This window comes from Chryseobacterium sp. FW101-FHT12H09 (assembly GCF_058790395.1).
Genome location: NZ_JBYTCP010000001.1, coordinates 151,981 through 172,961, shown reverse-complemented (window position 1 = coordinate 172,961; position 20,981 = coordinate 151,981). Strand labels below are relative to the sequence as shown.

General features: G+C 30.9%; 16 protein-coding genes. All 16 read left to right on the top strand.

The annotated features are described in order from the left end of the window. The first annotated feature begins 191 nt into the window (after positions 1-191). The 16 genes from AC3WRL_RS00725 (at position 192) to AC3WRL_RS00650 (ending at position 20,835) form a co-directional block, all read left to right on the top strand. Positions 192-752: a recombinase family protein gene (locus AC3WRL_RS00725; RefSeq protein ID WP_492329508.1), complete on the top strand. Its 561-nt coding sequence runs from the start codon at positions 192-194 to the stop codon at positions 750-752. A gap of 59 nt (positions 753-811) precedes the next feature. Beyond that, positions 812-2,386 (top strand): SIR2 family protein, encoded by a 1,575-nt coding sequence (locus tag AC3WRL_RS00720; protein WP_492329507.1) that lies wholly within the window; start codon positions 812-814, stop codon positions 2,384-2,386. A 184-nt stretch (positions 2,387-2,570) separates the two neighbouring features. After that, positions 2,571-3,371 carry an ABC-three component system protein gene (locus AC3WRL_RS00715; protein ID WP_492329506.1) on the top strand — a complete coding sequence of 267 codons (801 nt, stop codon included), beginning with the start codon at positions 2,571-2,573 and terminating at the stop codon, positions 3,369-3,371. After that, the gene (locus tag AC3WRL_RS00710; RefSeq protein WP_492329505.1) at positions 3,368-3,601 is read left to right on the top strand and encodes an ABC-three component system middle component 6; all 234 of its coding nucleotides are present in this window, start codon (positions 3,368-3,370) and stop codon (positions 3,599-3,601) included. The genes AC3WRL_RS00715 and AC3WRL_RS00710 overlap by 4 nt, the downstream gene beginning before the upstream one ends. Next, positions 3,592-5,286: a DUF2326 domain-containing protein gene (locus tag AC3WRL_RS00705; protein WP_492329504.1), complete on the top strand. Its 1,695-nt coding sequence runs from the start codon at positions 3,592-3,594 to the stop codon at positions 5,284-5,286. The genes AC3WRL_RS00710 and AC3WRL_RS00705 overlap by 10 nt, the downstream gene beginning before the upstream one ends. A 266-nt stretch (positions 5,287-5,552) precedes the next feature. After that, entirely contained in the window at positions 5,553-6,695 is a 1,143-nt protein-coding gene (locus AC3WRL_RS00700) for a hypothetical protein (protein WP_492329503.1), read from the top strand. A gap of 110 nt (positions 6,696-6,805) precedes the next feature. Next, the gene (locus AC3WRL_RS00695; RefSeq protein WP_492329502.1) at positions 6,806-7,108 is read left to right on the top strand and encodes a hypothetical protein; all 303 of its coding nucleotides are present in this window, start codon (positions 6,806-6,808) and stop codon (positions 7,106-7,108) included. Between the two features lie 39 nt (positions 7,109-7,147). Continuing rightward, complete coding sequence (locus AC3WRL_RS00690) at positions 7,148-7,624, top strand: DUF2628 domain-containing protein (protein WP_492329501.1); 477 nt, start codon at positions 7,148-7,150, stop codon at positions 7,622-7,624. A gap of 431 nt (positions 7,625-8,055) precedes the next feature. Beyond that, positions 8,056-8,421 carry a helix-turn-helix domain-containing protein gene (locus tag AC3WRL_RS00685; protein WP_492329500.1) on the top strand — a complete coding sequence of 122 codons (366 nt, stop codon included), beginning with the start codon at positions 8,056-8,058 and terminating at the stop codon, positions 8,419-8,421. Between the two features lie 216 nt (positions 8,422-8,637). Then, positions 8,638-9,588 (top strand): hypothetical protein, encoded by a 951-nt coding sequence (locus AC3WRL_RS00680; RefSeq protein WP_492329499.1) that lies wholly within the window; start codon positions 8,638-8,640, stop codon positions 9,586-9,588. A 321-nt stretch (positions 9,589-9,909) separates the two neighbouring features. Continuing rightward, the gene (locus tag AC3WRL_RS00675) at positions 9,910-11,451 is read left to right on the top strand and encodes a T9SS type A sorting domain-containing protein (RefSeq protein ID WP_492329498.1); all 1,542 of its coding nucleotides are present in this window, start codon (positions 9,910-9,912) and stop codon (positions 11,449-11,451) included. A gap of 3 nt (positions 11,452-11,454) precedes the next feature. Beyond that, positions 11,455-15,027 (top strand): DUF5977 domain-containing protein, encoded by a 3,573-nt coding sequence (locus AC3WRL_RS00670; RefSeq protein ID WP_492329497.1) that lies wholly within the window; start codon positions 11,455-11,457, stop codon positions 15,025-15,027. Positions 15,028-15,037: 10 nt separating this feature from the next. Continuing rightward, entirely contained in the window at positions 15,038-18,640 is a 3,603-nt protein-coding gene (locus tag AC3WRL_RS00665; RefSeq protein WP_492329496.1) for a DUF6443 domain-containing protein, read from the top strand. Beyond that, positions 18,637-19,167 carry a hypothetical protein gene (locus tag AC3WRL_RS00660; protein ID WP_492329495.1) on the top strand — a complete coding sequence of 177 codons (531 nt, stop codon included), beginning with the start codon at positions 18,637-18,639 and terminating at the stop codon, positions 19,165-19,167. The genes AC3WRL_RS00665 and AC3WRL_RS00660 overlap by 4 nt, the downstream gene beginning before the upstream one ends. Positions 19,168-19,748: 581 nt before the next feature. After that, the gene (locus AC3WRL_RS00655) at positions 19,749-20,240 is read left to right on the top strand and encodes a hypothetical protein (RefSeq protein WP_492329494.1); all 492 of its coding nucleotides are present in this window, start codon (positions 19,749-19,751) and stop codon (positions 20,238-20,240) included. Between the two features lie 355 nt (positions 20,241-20,595). Continuing rightward, positions 20,596-20,835: a hypothetical protein gene (locus AC3WRL_RS00650; protein ID WP_492329493.1), complete on the top strand. Its 240-nt coding sequence runs from the start codon at positions 20,596-20,598 to the stop codon at positions 20,833-20,835. Positions 20,836-20,981 lie beyond the last annotated feature (146 nt).

Genomic DNA, 20,981 nt, shown 5'->3' with positions numbered 1-20,981 from the left:
TAATTCGGGAAACTTAAGTATCTCGAATTTTTCATTATTTTTTCGGTTGCATTTATAATAAAAAAAGAGTCGGTTTTCTGTACTAGTTTTGATGAAGGATATCAAAGCTTATTTATTTTCATTTTAGTCCATTTTCGTTGTACATAAAATCAAATTACATTATATTTGATTATAATGAGTAAAGTGAACTTATGTTAATTGGATATGCAAGAGTAAGCAAGTTTGAACAGAATCTTGATTTACAAACTGATGCCTTAAAGAGTTTAGGAATTGAAAAAATTTTTATTGACAAGGTTAGTGGTGTTAAATCAGAAAAGCCGCAGCTTAACGATTTATTAAATTTCGTACGAAAAGGGGATACTTTAGCAGTGTGGAGATTAGACAGGATCGGGAGGACTACAGTTGGGCTAATTCAGTTTGTGACAGAGCTGAACGAAAAAGGAATATATTTTAAATCTATTTCTGAAAACATTGATACAAGTTCAGCAAGTGGAAAATTAATTTTCCAGATTTTCTGTGTTTTAGCTGAGCACGAAAGAAATGTTTTGATTGAGAGAACAAATGCAGGATTGAAGTCAGCGAGGGCAAGAGGGAAAAACGGAGGAAGACCAAAGGGTATGACCGAAAAATATAAAAAAATTGCACCTTTAGTAAAGAGCTCCTATGAAAGTAAGAATGTTCCAATTGAGGAAATTATGAAAGCATTTAATATTGGAAGTAAAGCAACTTTTTATAAAATAGTTAAAAGTTAGTATTATAAAAGAAAATAATCAATTATATCAAAATTTAAAAGCTAATAAAAATTTCGAAATTGAAAAAATTACCGAATATTCTTCATTTGGAAAAAGGTATTACAATTACAACACTTAAAAAAAATATAAAAATAACCATGATCATTGAGGAATTTATAAGCCATTATAGAAATCATCCCGTGCTATTTATTGGAACCGGCATAAGCCTTAGATATCTGAAAAATTCATTTACCTGGGATGGATTATTAAAGCAAATATGCATAGATTTTAAAGGCAATAAAGAATATTATTTAGATATTAAGTCTCAATTTGAGAAGGATGGGGCATTTGACTATACAAAAATTGCGACTGTTATTGAGAAGGAATTTAATGAAAGCTTAATGGTAGATCGCAATGGTAAATTCAAGGAAATAAATGATATTTTTTATCAGAAAATGGATGAAGGAATTAGCTTAAGTCGATTCAAAATTTACATTTCAAAATTATTGTCAAATCTAGAATTAAAGAATGATAAAGAACCAGAACTACGTATTTTTAAAAAAATAAGAAAAAATATTGGCTCTATAATAACTACAAATTATGATGGTTTAATTGAGTATGTCTTTGAATTTGATAAACTTATTGGCAATAACATACTTCTTAGCAATCCTTATGGTTCGGTGTATAAAATTCACGGATGTTTTGAAAATCCAGAAAAAATTATAATTACGGAGTCTGACTATGAGTTTTTTGAGAAAAGATATGAATTAATCCGAGCACAATTACTTTCATTATTTATACATAATCCAATAATATTTTTAGGTTATGGAGTAGGTGATGAAAACATAAAGAAAATTCTTAGAACTATATTTTCATATGTACAGCCAAATTCAGAAGCAGCGACCCAGATAAAACGAAACTTCCTCTTAATTGAGTATGGAGAAAATATTGAACAAGTTGATGTTGTAGAGCATGATATTGTTTTAGAAAATAATTTAACTATCCAAATTAATAAAGTAAGAACAGACAATTATAGCCGTATTTATGAGGCGATTTCTAACTTAAATTTACCTGTAAGTGCTTTAGACATTAGAAAAGTTCAAAATATTGTTAAAGAGATTTATGCAGGAGGAGATATTAAAGTAAGTATTACAGAAGATTTGGATGACTTAAAAAGTAGTGATAAGGTTCTTGCAATTGGATCAGATAAAACAATCAAATATCACTTTCATACTGCAAAGGAATTACTATCAAAATACTTTGAAATAATTGATGAAGCAAATTCACAAATGTTAGAGTGTATAGATCATTACAATATTCAATCTAGCCAATATTTTCCAGTTTTTGGTTTTGAGAAAATAAATCCAAATTTGGAGTCTATAAAAGAATTGAAGACTCAGCAAGAAAAGAATTTACAATCCCACTTGACAAAAATTACTGATTCTGCAAAAAAAACACATAACTCAATAAATGATATTTTTGAAGATGAATTTGTTGCATCTACGCATAAAATAAATTGTATATTTTGGAATTTATTAAATGATAATGTTAGTAGTAATGATGTAGAAGTGTTTCTTAGGGAAAATATAAATGATTCAACTAGACCAGATTTTAGAAAACTTTTAAGTGCTTATGACTATAAAAAATATGCTTGATTGCGGAAGATGTTTTAGTGTATAAATAATCTTAAAAAACGATCAAATAAATTTTTATATTAGTGACGTAAATGGTTTTTACGAAATTATTATAGTTTGGATTGACGCAATGCTCAAAGACAAACGTTATCGGTAATTTTAAACCCACACAACTAGAATTAACTTAAATTTTTAACTTTGCAAAATGGGAAAAGGACCGAGAAATTATTCAGATAAGACACTAAAAAGACTATTTGGTCTATCAGGAAATAAATGCGCTTTCCCAGGATGTGAAATAATTTTAGTAAATAGAGATAATGCTTTAGATTCAAATATTTGTCATATTGAAGCTGCTTACGAAGGTGGAGAAAGATATAATGAAAAAATGACTGATTCAGAACGAGCAGATTATGCAAATTTAATATTATTATGTAGGCATTGTCATGACAAAACTAATGATGTTTCAGTTTATACAGTTGACATTTTGAAAAAAATGAAAAACGACCATGAAAGTTACTACTTACTTCAAAAATTAAACAACAACCCTTCAATGCTAAAAAATGCAATAAATGCAATAGCTAGTATTAATTTGGATTCAATTGAAGATCCAAAGGATTTCAAAACATATGATCTAAAAGAAAAATTATCGTATAATGGAATCAAAGATTGTTGTGTAACTATTGACTCTTATAAAGTATATCAAGGTAAAATAAATTCATTATATGAAGAACTTGAAAATCAAGGGTCAATAAAAAAAGAAAAATTATTATCTGTTATACATCAAACATATAATAGAGTCAAAGGTCAATTTATAAAAGATTCATTAGATTCAATTGATATTATCAGACAAAACTCTGATAAAATTTATAATATAGTATATGATGAAATTTATAAGCAAATGAAAGATTCTGCTTTCTTTGAAGAAGATTTAGTTTTAGGAATAAATATTATTTTAGTCGATGCATTTATTAGATGTAAAATTTTTGAAGAGCCTGTAAGTTTATGATAGTAAGCAGAGATATTAATCCAGAAAAAGATTTTTACTATTTAGGTGGTAAAATAATTGAGATTCTATCTAAGACAGATGAAATCAAAGTAGACTTTTTCAATGTTTATAATACATTAAAAGTTAATGAAAATATCAGTATTAATTTATTTACATTAACTCTAGATTGGCTATTTTTAATTGGTGCTATAGAGAAATCAGAAAAATCACACATTGTAAAATGTTTTTAGAAAGTTTAGTAATACGAAATAAAGAAACAATTATTAGAGAAATCCCTTTCCATAAAGGTATCAATCTAATCGTTGACGAAACTCTTAGCCCAAATAAAACTGAATCTGGTAATGGTGTTGGTAAAACAACAGTTTTGAGGTTAATCGATTTTTGTTTGGATGGTGATGGAAAAAATATCTATATAGATCCAGAGTTTAAAAATACTAATCAAAAAATTGAATCATTTTTAAAAGAAAATAATATAATTATAACTTTAACTCTTGTTGAAGATATTGATGATCCTAAATCACACAGAATAGTTATAGATAGAAATTTTTTGAATTACAAAAACAAAATTCAAAGAATTAATGGGGAAAGTTTATCGAATGAGGAATTTTCATCTAAGCTAAAAGAACTAATATTTGATTCAACTGCTAAAAACCCTACACTTAAGCAGTTAAAATCAAAAAACATAAGAGATGAAAAAAATAAATTAACTCAAACCATTAGAGTTTTACCTCAAAATGTAACAACAGATGCAATATATGAATCTTTACATTTATTTTGGTTTGGGATAGATATAGATACATCAAAAGATCAGCTTGTTAGAGATAAAAATATTGAAGAAAGATTACAATCTAGACTAAGAAAAGAAAGTAATTTGTCTCAAATCAATCAATCTTTAGTTATCATAAATAAGCAAATAGAAGCATTAAATTTGAAAAAGAATCAATTTAATATTAATGAAAAATATGAAGAAGATTTAAATAAATTAAATGATATTAAAGCAAGTATAAATAAAATTTCAACAATTATTTCTCGTTTAGAATTGCGCAGAGAATTGATTATTGAAAGCAAAAATGATCTTGAAAATGATTTAAGTAATATTAATACTAATCAGATAAAAAGATTATATGAAAAAGCAAAATTATTAATTCCTGATTTACAAAAATCTTTCGAAGAAACTGTGAATTTTCATAATCAAATGATTAAACAAAAAGTTGAGTACATAACAGAAGAGTTACCTACACTCGATCATGAAATTCGTAAACATAAAAGAGAATTAAATTTATTAATATCTAATGAAAAGGAACTGTCTATAGCACTAGGTAAATCAGGAGCTATTGAAGACTTACAGTTAATTATTAATGAACTTAATGAATATTATGAAAAGAAAGGTAATCTGGAAGAATTGAAAAGATTATGGGAAAAATCTAACGAAAACTTAAAAAGCATTAACGATCGTATAGAAACTATAAATACTAATATTGTTTCAAAAGATGAAGTTATCCAAAAAAGAATTGAAGAATTTAACGAATATTTTTCTGAAATTTCAAACAAATTAGATGGTGTTCATTCATATTTAAGCGCCGATAATGATGGAGGTATATATAAGTTTAAAATTTCCACTTTAGAAGAAAATCCTGGTACTGGTAGTAAAAAAAGCCAAATGGCTTCATTTGATTTAGCATATATTAAATTTGCAGATGCGAATAATATACCGTGTCTACATTTTATTTTGCAAGACCAAATTGAAAACGTTCATTCAAATCAAATTACTAATTTATTAACAGAAATTGTAGATGATGTGAATTGTCAATATATTCTATCAGTTTTAAGAGATAAGTTACCAAGTAGTATAAATATTTCTAGTTATCAAATAGTTTCTCTTTCACAGAATGATAAATTGTTTAAAGTACAATAAAAACTGCCTTTAACATCGTAATGGCGAAATGGCAGATTAAGGGAGAAATGAAAGTTTCTTTTTTTTTGTATCAACAGCCTTTTATATATCCTTTTTTCATAAACTTAGAAAATGATAAAAGGCTTTTGCTTAGGGTAGTGCAAGTCTAAAAGTTTTGGCTTTCTAATTCGGCGCTATCGCCAAAATGCAACCCGTTATATATCATATTAAATCTCAGAAAACGATTATAAGAAATCGACTGAAAAACTTGATGCATTAACATTTATATGGATAATATTTACAAAAAACTAGAGACAATTAGGGATGTTTGGAATTTTAATATCTGGGATTATCCATATTGTCAAAGCGAAATAAATTTTAATGAAGATGCCAAAACAAATTATTTTGGTGATATGATGGGATATTTTCACGATACACTTGATATGTTGAAAATATCTGTTGATAGAAGCGGTCTGCCAGAAGTTTTTTCATATCATATTAGTTTACTACAGATTGTATATGTACAGCAAGACTTTATAGAGGATATGCTAAGATTGTTTTCAACTAATTTTAATAAGGGGGATTTAAAGAATGATGAAAATTATGCAATTAATAGAGACATAAGAAATGAATTGGTGGGTCATCCTATTCGACGTGATAAAATAGGAAAACTAGTGTCTTCTTCTTTATTTTCTTACGAGGCACTTCAAGGGAAAATCGAATATCTCAGATATCATAAGGATAATGATTTTAGGTTTGAATTAATAGAGCATAACATTAGTGACGTTTTGAGCAGGCATGAACTTTTTTTGAATGCATGGTTAGATATAATTATTGAAAAATTGAGTTTTGTTGTTAGTAAACATAAATCAGAACTCAATAAAGTACTTAAAAAAGTATCAGATATTAGATTTGAAAGTTTGATTAAATTATTAGAACAAAAATTTCAGACATTCTTGAATGGAACATATCTATATGACAGTAAATCGATTCTAAAGATTTTTAATAAGCGCGAGGATCACCAACGGTATAATAATATTTACGAACAATTTCTTGAAGATTTAAATTTACATTTAGTTGATGCAATAAAATACTGCGATGATATCTTTATAAGGCGTTTCATTGTCTACGAGCCATTATCTATCATTGAAACACCCTTATTTGTTGATGTCGTAGGAGACAATGTAGATGAGTCACCTTCTTTAAATATTATAAAGCCAGCTAAGGATTTTAATTATGCTTTGCAAAAATTAATTGATCCACACAGAAGAAATTATAATGATTTTGATTTTTTCAGCAGATTAATTTCCTCGCAAACTAATGATGTTGATGTAGAAGCAGAACTTAAAAGAATGAGAGAAAATATTTATGATGATGTCGAATATATTTCTTCTTGTAGATTAATTGGAAAAATATTAAAAAATGAATAAATGAATCTCAAAAAACGATAATAAAAACTCAATATTTATGAAAAAAAAGAAACTCTTTATTTTCGCAGTAATAGCAACGATTATCTTATTTCTAGCACTTTTTTCTAATTATGAAAAAGTTGTCAAAGTGGGAACCTGGGGAATTAATAGATCGATTAACTGGTAATGATACTATGGAAGATAAATTAATTGATCGGATTTTAAAAGCTATAGAATCAGAGACTGGTATCAATAGGTTAGATTTCATTTCTAATTCTAGAAAAGAAGCTTATTTAGATGCTAGGAAAAAAGCAACAAAACTTTTAATTGAAGAAGCTCAATTATCAGATGAAGGAATTGCAAAGGTTTTGGGCGTTTCAAAAAGCACAGCGAATACTTATAGAATTAGTCTAGGTTATCGTCGTAGATACTAAGACATAATCTCAAAAAAAGATAAAATACTAATTAAACTAATGGATAAAATACAACTGTATGAAATTTTTTTTCAAAAAAGTAACTCCTACTATCTGGAGCAATTAAAATACTATGAACAAGGAAAAAAGTTTAGGTTTAGTTATTCAGCTTTAATATTTGGTGCCTTGTGGTTTCTATATCGAAAAATGTATCTGGAATTTTCTATTATTTTTTTTGTTTTTTATTTGGAAACAATTTTTGAAAATTTAGTTTTAACAAAGCTTATTGGAATTGAGCAAACAAAGCTGGTAAATTTTTCGGCTACTATTGTTTTTTTAATAACTTTAGGAGTTATTGGAAATAATTTATATATCAAAAAAGCGAAAAGAACTCTAAGAAATGCTGAAGAAAAATATTTCGAAATCGAAAAACAAAGAGGATATATCTTTAAGAAAGGAGGGACAAGCTATATTTATGTAACAATTTTACTAGCTTTATTTATTCTTGCAATATTCTTTAGTTTAAAAAATATCTGATAACAAGAGTTTTTTGTCAGAGGGCTCAAGTGCAAAACTAAACGGCAGTTTTTTAATTGAATAATATAAATGCTATTAAAGTAAATATCATACGAAAGTTTCTTTATTTAATATGTCGTGAGATATCGAATAAATCCAAACTATTTTTAAAGAAACAAAAGTTTTAGAAATCAAGAAATATTTTCGAAATTGGCCTCGTACAAATTCATGTATGAGTTTTTTTTTAATCCGTGGAGATTCCGTTGAGTTTGGAAATAAAAAAACCTCTGATCCTTGTTAGAATCAGAGGTTAAACCATAAGGTTTAGTAGCCCGTAGGTTAATCCTATTTAAGACATCATCAACTTCTTAAAAGATTTCTTTTAACTAGACAGCCAATCCCTCACATAAAAACATTTTTCTCTATATTTGTACAAAGCACAACAAACCACTATGGAAAAGCTAAGAAGTCTAAGAAAGCAGCGAGGATACACTCAGGAATACATGTCAAACATCTTATCAACGGATGTTTCCAATTATTGCCGAAAGGAGAGTGGGGATGTCAAAATATTTGAGGACGAGTGGGAGAAGTTGGCTAAGGCTTTGGATGTTTCTGTAGAGGATATTAAAGAAGAAAGAGGAGCTCAGATTCAGCATAACGAGAACTCTACTTTAAATGATAATTCAAGTATCAATTATAATCAGTTCTGTAATGTTCCTAATTACTTATTAGAAAACCAACAGGAATATATCAACCTTCTAAAAGAGCAGATCGAAGCTTTAAAAGAAGAAAATAAAAGATTAAAATCTGGAAAATAAATCTGTTCAAAAAAACAGATCATCAATATACATACTGTTTCCAACGAGGCAGTATTTTTTTGTGGTAAAATGGAGTGTTTTTCAGCTCTACGTGTTTCTACGTAACTCACCATTTGGTTATTTATACTATAGCATCTCCGGCTTTTTCTTCGTTATTTTGACCTGTTCGCAGAACTGAAAGCCTTATGATTAAAGTTAAAAACTAAAACATTTACCATGAAAACCATTACCCTCACATTACCTTTATCTCCGGATTATCACAATGAGTCCGCAGATCTTCAGAAAACCGGATACACCATATCCTTTGAGATACAAAACGGAACGCATACCGTAGATACGCATCCCATACCAGTTGGAAAACTTTTATACCTTAACAATACCAATCTGATGGCGCAGCTTTCTTTTACCTACAACTACGAGGAAGAAAATCAGGTAATCACCATCAGCGGCCCGGAATATGTGGCAGAAGATGCTGTCTGCCTGACCACCTACCCGGAAGGAACCATGGAATATGCTTACCAAAGAGGATCGGAAACCAAGATCAGTACTCAAAAAGCACTGTATAATCCCAACTGGAATTACAATACACCCATGACCCCTAACTTGGATCAGCTTTTCGCGAATACCGTGAAAGAGGCCAATCAGGCTTTGATCGATGCTTTTCTGAAGGAAGATCTTACGGTTCAGGTGAAGACGCCGCCACCCGCACTCAGTCCCGAAGAGAATGATGATCTTCAATTGCTCTATAAGAATGGCTTGTTTGCCGGCTTTTATAACCCTGAAGAGCATTATGGAAATGAATTCGTAAAAAGATCTATTTATTCCGTCTGGGGTGGGGAAGTAACCTTCAACAAAAATGAGAATTTTGCCAATGTCATCGGCAGTACCAACGATCCTAAGATCGCCAGTAAAACATGGCTCAGATTGTGGAGCGATCAGTACGGAAATCCTACGAATTGTACTTCCCTTAATTACAGTCCGGTTACCTGTAACACAAACTTGGTTGGAGGTCATGTAATCCTGGGAAAGACCGCAAAAGCAGAGCCCAAGGGCTCTAACTCTGTTTACATCATGCCGATTTGCAGCGCGCATAACAACAATAACAATGTGTATATGGCCGCGATTATGTACCAGAAAGGGGTTTGGCTGAAGAATTATTTGAATTAGGAGTTTAAAAGAAATAAAATACAAAGAATACTGCTTTATTTGAAGCAGTATTCTTTATTATGTCAAGTTTTCATGTAAGTAAATTTAAAAGCTCTCCAACTTTTTCTTTGTTATTTGCATCTATATTATAACACGACAGGTTCTGTCGCTTTGCTGGAATAGCTTTGTAATATCTGAAATGTAATAATTTAAAGATAAGTCAAAAACATGATGTAATTCATATTAATTCTTTTTAATGTGAAATTAATGAATGCTAAAAAGTGTTAAATTTGAACGGTTTTAAAATAACCAATAAGTAAAACTAAAAACAAACAGATAACCATGTATAAACTCTATATGAGTGCATTAACCTTATGCGTTACTGCTACATTATATTCTCAAGATATAGTTTGGGAAAAGAACATCAAATCCTCTACTCAGGATTTCCTAAGTCAGGTGACGACAACAATCGATCAGCAGTATTTGATTACGGGGAGTACTATTCAATCACAGAAACTCTCAACGGAAAACAAACAGAATAACGGTTACGATTTTCATTTGGTAAAACTCAATCAACGAGGTGAAGAGGTCTGGGAAAAGTTTTTCTCTGGACAAAATCATGATTTTTTATCGGCAACAGTGAATACCCAGGAAGGAGGATTTCTTCTTGCTGGAACTTCTTATAGTGGAAAGGCGTTAGATAAAAAAGAAGAATCAAAGGGCGGATCAGATATCTGGGTAATCAGAATCAATGAATTTGGGGATGAATTATGGCAGAAGACAATTGGAGGAACGTCCGATGAAGAAGCAAGAACAGTAATTCAGACTACCGATTTAGGATTTTTTGTAGCTGGAAATATTCAAAATTCAGCAAAAGGTTATGGATCTAAAGATGTTTTGATCGTAAGATTAGATAAAAACGGGAAAGAATTATCTCAATTAGTTTTAGGTGGAAATGGACTGGACGAGGTTGAAAAAATGATTCCTACAAAAGATGGTGGAGCTCTGTTGGGAGCTTATTCCAGAAGTAATCAAGGTGAATCCAAGAAGACGGAAAACTTTGGAGAAGGCGATTACTGGATCATTAAGCTTAATAAAGATGGAAAAGTAGAATGGGAAAAGAACTATGGAGGAAAAGGTGATGATCATGTAAGAACACTTGCTTTAACTTCAAACGGATATATCATTGGTGGCGAATCAAGATCAGAGAGATCAGGAAATAAAACCGTTGGGATTGAAGAGGGAGCAGACTTGTGGTTAATCTCTTTAAACGAAAGAGGTGACGAACAGTGGCAAAAATCTTACAATTTCAAAAACAGAGATGTTTTAATGGGAATGAGTGTGATTCATTCTGGTGATGATAAAACTTCAAAAGGGATTCTTTTAGGCGGTTATACACAAGCGGAAGGAAGAATAGAAACAGATGATGAAACATTCTGGATGTTGTATTTAAATGAGGATGGAAATGAGCAGTGGAGAAAACATGTAAAAGGAGAATCCAGAAAAAGAGAAGAAAGGTTATCTGATATTAAATTAAACAGAGACGGATCGATTGTTTTAGCAGGAACAAGTGCAGAGGAATTAGGTGAAGAGAACTGGAAGATTGTCAAACTTGGAGATAAGCAAATTGATCAATTGATCGAAAAACAAGATATTAAAATTTATCCGAATCCTGTATCGGATTATGCTTATGTGGAAATAGGATTTGATTTTAAAGAAGCTGATATCACCTTGTATGATATGGGCGGAAGACAATTACAAAGCTTGAAAACCAAGAATAAAGTGACCAAGATGAATACTCAGAATCTGATTCAAGGTGCTTATCTCATCACGATTAAAACAGACACGAATAAAACCGCAAATGCAAAAATTATTAAAAAGTAAATTATGAAATTTTTTTTTCTATTTTGTCTCATTTCAATATCATTAGTAAAAGGACAGTTTAATGGTGAGGAGGGCTTTTATAGTCCTGAATTTTCTAAAAGCCCAAACTCTAGTGAATTTAAAGTATATGGAGGAACTAATTTAAATCATGCGTTAGGTAAGCCTGATATCAATATCAGTTTACTATCCTTAAAAATTGATCATGTAAACAATTTTGATTTAAATCTTAATTACGATATTGCCTTCAATAAGCCCGATACTTATCCTTCATGGACGGGCTTGGCATGGAATTTAAGCGCTTCAGGGACTATTACAAGAAATTTGAGCGGTGTGGCAGATGAATCTGATCCAGAAGCTTATTATTATAAATATGGTCTTTTGAATTCAGGGGATTGGAATTCGTTAGATAAGCTAAAATCATATTCATCTGGATATGAATATAATGAAAAAGCATTAAATCCTGATACTTTTAGCTTTTCTATCAATGGCATATCTGGTACTTTTATTAAAAATCATGAAGGAAAATGGATTGTAAACTCTGACACACCTAATTTGTCCATTACAAACACATTAAAAGATAATGAGTACGGTATGGACCATTTCATATATTCCTTTATCATTACGGATGGATTTGGGAACAAGTATACTTTTGGAAATCAATATTCAGCAATTGAGGTTTATCGAAGTAGAAAAAAGACTCAAAATCCAAAGATTGCTGCAGCATTTTATAAATATGTTAAAAATTGGCATTTAACTAAAATCGAATATTCAACCGGAAAAAATGTTGATTTTAGTTACAATAAATCTGCAGAACTCATCTATTTTAGAAGCTCATATTCGGGGTACAAACGTTTTACATATGGTGGTTATAGTTCTAGCGGTTGCGTAAAAGATCTTGATAACAGTAATTGTTTTAATCTTTCAAGCTTTGAAGAAGGAGAGTTTTGTTATTTAGATAAGGTTAATTTTAATAATGCTGAGATAAAATTTAATAGATCTTTGGCAAATAGCCTTGAATTTACCAACGAAAATGTATACCTAAGTGATGGAAATGAAATTAAGCCTCCTGATAGCTATTATAATTCTAAACATTGGAACAAACTTGATAATATTTCCTATGCTGTAAACAATAAGAATGTGGAAACTATCCGCTTTGAGTATGATGAAAACCCTGCAAGACGATTAAAATTAAAAAAAATAAAAATTGGTGAAGCAGAAAACAATAAATATGAATTCCAGTATAATAATAACTTATTCCCAAAATTTAATAGCGGAAATACTGATCACTGGGGGTATTTCAATGATAAGACATTTAATTTCTATGCGGTAAATTCCTCAGATTTTAATACTATAGCGGCGGCATATCGACAAGCAAAAGAACCGAATTTTAAATTAAACGAAATTTTAGAAAAAATTTCTTATCCAACTGGGGGAAGCACTCGTTTTTATTATGAACCTCATGATTATACAAAAATAACTAATTATAACAATGATTTTTTCATCAGTGAGGTTTATCCCAGAGGGTTAGCAGGAGGTTTCAGAGTGAGCCAGATGATTGATTATAGTTTTTCAAATGTGCCTACCCAGAGAAAGTTTTACTATATTAAGGATCTTATGGCTAGCAACTTAAATTCTAGCGGGGTTTTGTCAAATACGACAGATTACAATCATATGCAAGGTGTTTATAGGGAGATTTCACCTGTAGGTTGGCCATTAAATTACACTAATGGGTCCCATATTGTATATTCAAAAGTTTACGAAGAAGAAAGTAATGGAGGAGTTACTGAATATGCATTCAGTAACCAAGATAATGGCTTTATTGATCAAAAACCTGATAACGTGGTAATGTCTATGGCGCAAAGGCAAAGGATCACACAAGGACCCAATAATTATGTATGGATCGGTCCATATACGGACTATTCTGAAAATAATGGTACTAGAATAAATTCTTTCAGCTCTCTCCAAAAAGAAAGAATGAAGATATTGTTTAAAAAGGAGTATACGAACACTAAGGAATTATTAGCTGAAACAACGTATAATTATAACAGTACGCCTGCAAGGTTTTCACAACATGCCAGAATAATCGAAATTAATGGACGCCCTTTTGGTCCTGTTCCAATGGGTTGGAATGGGCAAGGTCAAGCTTTAGATAACACCTGTGATGTCATTAATGCTTCGGCTTATAAATTTTATTTTTACAATCATTATTTAGATTCGGAGACGAGAAAAGATTATTTCAATAATGGAAATGTCACCACTAATACAAAGTATTTTTATGATGACTCTAATGATGACGTTCTAAAGAAAGAAGAAACAACCTATCCTGACAATAAAGTAATCTCTAAAACATATCACTATGCAAATGATGTTACAATAAATAATCAATATTTGATTGGCAAGAATATGGTGGGAATTCCGTTGGTTACAGAGACAACGAAAATAGACAATCCTACAAATAAAATTCTAACCAAGTGGGAAACAGTTTATCCTGTTTCTCAAGCAGATGCTAATATACATACTAATGGTTTGCCTCTACCAAAATCGGTATTATCATATAATCTTAAAGATTTGAATAGTCCTACTCCTGTTCCAACTACACAAATCACCTATGACTTATATGATCCCAAGGGTAATATTCTACAATATACCAGTAAAGATGGCAAACCAACCACAATTATTTGGGGATATAACCAAACTTTACCTATTGTTAAAATAGAAGGTGAAACATATAGTAATATAATGTCTATTTTAGGTGTAAACAGCTCATCTTCAGGATATACAGACCTGCCTATTTACATAAAATCTAACGCAGATATTGATATACCTTCTGAGCAATTGCTCATTGAGGCGCTGGATAATTTTAGAAAAACCCCTGCTTTTGCAAACTACAACATAACAACCTATACTTATAATCCATTAATCGGGGTGACAAGTATTACTCCTCCAAATGGAATAAGAGAAAACTATAGTTATGATTTGGCCAATCGATTAGAGAAAGTTGTGGATAATAAGGGAAAAGTACTTAAAGAATATAAATATAATAATGCCCCAACAACATATTATAATGCTACGAAAAGCCAGCCATTTACAAAAAATAATTGTGCTGCTGGTATGATATCAAGTTCTATAACCTATACCGTTCCTGAAGGTAAGCATTTGTCCACCATAAGTCAGGAAGACGCTGATCAAAAAGCTTTAGATGACATTAATCTAAATGGTCAGAATTATGCTAATTCAAATTTAACTTGTTATTATCCATATTGTAATTTCAATGCTCTGGCTTCCAGTCAGTATATTATGATACAATATGCACCTTTTCAAAAAGTAAATAATGTTGTTAATGCTCAATTAAACTTTATGGTTACTTCAAATCAAGGTGTGAATTGGTCCGATTCAGTACAATTAGGAAATATACCTAGTCTATGTTGGCCAACTACCACAGTTAGTAAATCTTCTGGAAATTGGCAGGTCACTCTATATCCTGGATCAGGACAGACTGTATTAAGATGGCTAGGTAGCGGAAGTCCTTCTACAGGTACTCCATATAACATTACTTTTAGTTATAACGTCTATTAAAAACAAATCCATGAAAAAAATAATAATTCCTATAGGTGCTTTACTATTTTCAAATATAACATATGCGCAGTTAGATATAAAAGAAAACTATGTTTACAGCAAGACTTATCTTGACTATAATGGAACTACTCCAACAAAAAGCACAGAAACCGTTCAATATTTTGATGGGCTAGGCAGACCTAAGCAGATAGTCAATATAAAAACATCTCCTTTAGGGAAAGATGTTGTAACGCCTATTTTATATGATGGATTTGGAAGACAGACCAGAGAATATCTGCCTGTACCACAGCAATCAACAAATGATGGAGCAATTTATCCCCAGACTCTAGGGTTGAGTGATTTTCCTGTAGGTGACCCCACAGGAACATACACGAACGAAAAAGCTTTTTCGGAGAAACAACTGGAAAACTCTCCATTAGACCGTATTCTTAGACAAAAGCAGTTCGGAATTGCCTGGGATAACAAACCTGTCCAGTTCGGTTATGATACCAATACCACTGGAGATGCCGTTAAAAAATATACCATCGTTACTGCTTGGGAGGACAAAGCAATCAAAAACAGTGTTAGCCAATCTATTAACTATGGAAATGCTCAATTGTACAAAAATATTGTAACTGATGAGGATGGTAATGTAACGATAGAATTTAAAAACGCAGAAGGACAGGTCTTATTGGTGAGAAAAGCAATTAGTGCTACAGAAAATGCAGATACCTATTATGTTTATAATGAATATAATCAGCTTGCCTTTGTTATTCCGCCAAAAGCGGCTGTTGTTTTAGATCCCAATTCTGTACTTAATGATCTTTGTTATCAATACCGTTATGACAGCTGGAATAGACTGGTTGAAAAGAAACTGCCAGGCAAGGGTTGGGAATATATGGTGTATGATAAAGCAGACCGATTAGTAATGACTCAAGATGCTGTTATGAAGCCATCGGGGAAGTGGGTGTTTACTAAATATGATAAATTTTCAAGAGTAGTTTATACTGGGATAGCTGATATTGGTGCTCAGTTTGTAAGAATTCAAGTTCAAGATAGTGTGGATTATTATATCAATCAGGGACAGCCTTCTAATGAAGATCGTAATACGACAGGATTTACAAACAGTGGAATGTCTGTGTATTATGGGAATTCAGTATATCCTACTACCATAGATAAGGTTTTAAGTGTTAATTACTATGACACGTATCCAAGCTATGATTTTAATCCTGCTTTTCCAACAGATATTTTAAACGAGCCAACTTTAACAGGTACTCTTGATCCAGATGGGTTGAGTACCAAAAGTCTTCCTGTCATGAATTTGATAAAGAACATAGAAGACGATAATTGGACAAAAAACTATACTTACTATGATAAAAAAGGAAGAACTGTTGGATCCTACTCTATTAATCATTTAGGAGGACGTACAAAAGTTGACTCTAAACTGACTTTTGCAGGAGTCGTTCAGCAGACGGTTACTAGACACAAAAGGTTAGATACTAATACGGACAGATTAATCACAGAAAACTTCACCTATGACACTCAAAACAGATTATTGACTCATACCCATCAGGTTGACAATAATCTTGTTGAGTATTTGACTCAGAATACATACAACGAACTTTCTCAGATTACTAATAAAAAAGTCGGAGGAATTACAGTTTCCAGTCCTTTGCAGGATATCATATATAACTATAATATCCGTGGCTGGATGACCAAGATTAATGATCCAGCCAATCTTAACGGAAAATTGTTTGGATATGAAATGAGATACAATAATCCTGTGTCTTCAAATATAGCTCCAGGAAGCTTTAACGGGAATATCGCAGAGGTTGACTGGGCAAATTCAAAAGATGGTATTTTAAAAAGATATAATTATGAATATGACAATCTGAACAGGCTGAAAAATGCTTTCTACAAAGAGCCAACAACAGGAAATTCAAATTATTTTGATGAATATCTGACATATGACTTGAATGGAAATATTATGACCCTGAAAAGATTTGCTCCACTGGCATTTTCATTAACAGCTACAAAGATTGATGATCTCGAATATCAATATGCAGGAAATCGTCTGGATCAAGTTATTGAAAACGACCCAAACAATACAGGTTACGAAGGTGGAAACAATTTTATTGATTATGACCTGAATGGAAGCATGATTAATATGAAAGATAAAGGTATCAATGCAATTGGTTATAACTACCTTAGCTTATCGGATTCATATTCCATCACACAGAGTAATCCGTTTGGAGGAGTTAGCAGTTTTGGATTGGATTATTTATACAGGGCAGATGGCGTAAAGGTTCGTAAAACCAATACTAGTGGAGGGAATAAAGGGAATCCCACGATAACGACTAATATAACCGATTATTTGGATGGCTTTCAGTACACATATTCTGAAATTACTCAGTGTACCTGGTGTCGTACAAGTGTTGCATTTGAGCAGGAAGCTTTTAAGGATGGTGGTCTTATTGACTCTACAAAACCCATAACTCCACAATGGGTTCTCGACTTTGTTCCAACTTCTGAAGGTTTCTATAGCTTCACAGAAAATCGCTATATTTACCAGTATAGAGATCATCTGGGAAATGCAAGGGTAAGTTATGCTAAAAACAGTGATGGAATTCTTGAAATTACAGATACGAATAACTATTATGCTTTTGGCGCAAACCATATAGGCGGAAGTAAATCCAGTTTAGGAGGATATCGTAATTACAAATATAATGGGAAGGAATTGCAAGAGACTGGTTTTTATGACTATGGAGCAAGATTCTACATGGCTGATTTAGGAAGATGGGGAGTTGTGGATCCTTTGGCAGATAAAATGAGAAGATATTCTCCTTATAATTATGCATTTGATAACCCAATCAGATTTATTGACCCTGATGGAAGAGCTCCTTTTGGAGATATTTATTCAAAATCCGGAAAATACTTAGGATGGGATGGGATCAATGATCAAAAAGTATATGTTATTGATGATAGCAAATTCCGCACAGATTCTCGTGGAAAGCATCATTATGCTAAAAAAGACTTAGTAGAATTAGAAGGAATTAATAATGAGGTATTTTTAGGTTTAGCTTCTGCAATAAATCGAGAATCGGATGGAGATAGAACAGAATCATTAGCAATTGGTAATGTTATAATGAATTATTTAAAAGCTGGTGGTTCCAGAGATTTGAACTCTCTAGAAAATATCGTTATGTACGACAATAGCTTTGCCCAAGGAGCAACCCAAAAAGACTTTTCTAATTTTGTGAATTCAAGCTTTAGTGAGAGAAACTCTAAATTTGCAATTGAATCTGCAATAAATGCTTATGGATATTCCAAGGGACTAAGTGGTTTTAAAGATTATAGTAATGGTGCAAATGCTTGGGATGGAACAGATTTGATTTTCTCTACATGGCCAAACTCTCATAGAAATTATACATGGAGTGAATCGTCAAAAGGTTTATTGACAAAATTTAAAAATGATAATGGTGGAGCAGTGGATGTTTCTCAATTTAATTATAGCCCCAATAACTATGATATTTCCGCAACAAAAATATTAGGAGGAACAATTTATGAAAATATTACTGGCGGGAGAGGAGAAAAGATACAGAATAAAACTAGATTTAATTATAAAATAAAATGAAAATAAGCTCATTCCTTTATGTTGGATTTTTTCTAATTACATTAAATTGTAAAAGTGATCAAAAAAAAATAGTAACGAAAGCTTCTATGAATATTGCTCCACAAATGAAATACAAAAAATGGTTAAAGGATACTTTAGTAACGTTAAAAAATGAGAAAAGCAGTACAAGTCTTTTTCAAACATACACTATAAATAAAGATTCTACCTCTTTGAATATAAGAACTAAGATTGACACAGTTTTAGATAGTAGAAATAATTATAGTAAAAGTTCAAGAGAATTGCAGTATGGGATTTCTTTATTACGTAGAAATCATATTTTGCCACTTAATCAGTTTCGATTAATTATGGTTAGTGATAAATATTACGATCAGCCATTTAAAGATGTTGGTCTTATATATGACTTTCAAATAGATGTTCCTAACTTTTATATAACTACAGATAAGTTAAAAAAGGAATATAAATTTGTAAAGGGTAATTTAACAGATAGTACGACTATTTCTTCATTGCCAAATATTAAAACTTTATAAAAGAAAAAAAATCAATATACAATAATGAAAAATTTCTAATTATAGAGGGAATTAATAAAAAAAATAGATTATGAAGAAAATTTTAGCGATAATTTATCTATTAATTTTAACAACTAGTTGTCATAGTATTGTCCTATCACAAGATAAATGCATATATGAAAGTATCATCTCTACTTATTTTGAAGATATGACTTCTAACAAGCATATTGATCCCCCCAGCTGGCGCGAGCGTCACGCTCGTGTCTGAATAAAGATTAACAATCTATAAATAAATCCGAGAAGGTATACTTTCTCGGATTTTTATTTATGATTAAAAGTTAAGTGAGTCTGAAAGTAGTTTTGTAACAGAGCCTTATGAATGGGAATATAGTAGTGTAAGAAATTACTATAATAATGATCAGGAAATTTTGGAAATAGATTTAAATTTGTAATTTGTGAATGGGCAACGAGCGTGACGCTCGCGCCAGCTAGGGGAGATAGAGTAACCCAAGAAAATTTACTGGAAAATTACGGTAGCCAGATCAAAGCTAATCCATGGATATACATATCAAATCCAGATAACAGACCACATTTTATATATTATGATACAACATCTTTTAGAAGAAAGTAAAGTACTTTTGGTCTTTCTCGTTTTGTTTTCTTGTAAAGAAAAGAAAGAGGAAAATATTACGGAATATTCCTATCCAAGTATAATAATTAATAATATCCTTAAAAAAGAGATTTTATCTTACAAAGAGGATTTAAGGAGAATGCAAGCAGAAGAGTCAAATAGCATATGCCTTTTTTTTTCAAAAAGGAATGATAGTACTTTTATTGAAATAGGAGATTATAAACCTAATTTTAAAATGATACATATGAAAGGTGTTGAAATTTTAAAAAAGGATACTATATATTTACTTGTTGAGAATGAGCATATAGATGTCAATAACTTTTATAAGAATAAATCCGCTGAAAAAGTAAAAATTATATATAAATTCAAACCGAGTTTTGATCATTATGATCCTCATTATAGATGTCTTTACAGCAATAATAAAAATATTACTGTACTTTCTTACAATAATAAATGTAGGTAAAATTATGTTTAGATATTAATGAAATAATTCACAAACGGGTAACTTAAAAATTACCCGTTATTTTTATACGGCAAGATAAAAATATGGGTATTTTATTTGATTTTCAAATAGATGTGGTTAGTTAAAAGGTAAATTAAAAAAGAGTATAAATTTATGAATGGAGTTGCTAACTTTGTTAGGACATAATTTTTATTCCTTATCTCTAATAGTAAATCAGAAAAATTAAAAAAAACCACTGCAACTAGCAGTGGTTTTTTAATTTAAGTTATTAAAACTTAAAGCCAAACAAAGACAGTTAATGCGATATTTTAAATGATATTGAGTTGGTTTACTAATTTGTGTTTTTAAGTTACGAATGAGAACCTCCATTAATTTCAAAGCTGTTAAGTCCGATTCAGAAACTCATAATTTCAGAAGAAAGACTTTCGATTATATCCGAAAAGACTTGACAGAAAAAAATGAATATTGGCTGGAAGAAAAAATTTCAGATAGGCTTCAAAAAATAGAATTGTATTGTAAAGAAAAATCGGGAAGGAAATTACAGAAAAATGCTCTTCCCCCAGCTGGCGCGAGCGTCACGCTCGTGTCCGAATAAAGATTAACAATCTATAAATAAATCCGAGAAGGTATACTTTCTCGAATTTTTATTTATGATTAAAAGTTAAGTGAGTCTGAAAGTAGTTTTGTAACAGAGCCTTATGAATGGAAATATAGTAGTGTAAGAAATTACTATAATAATGA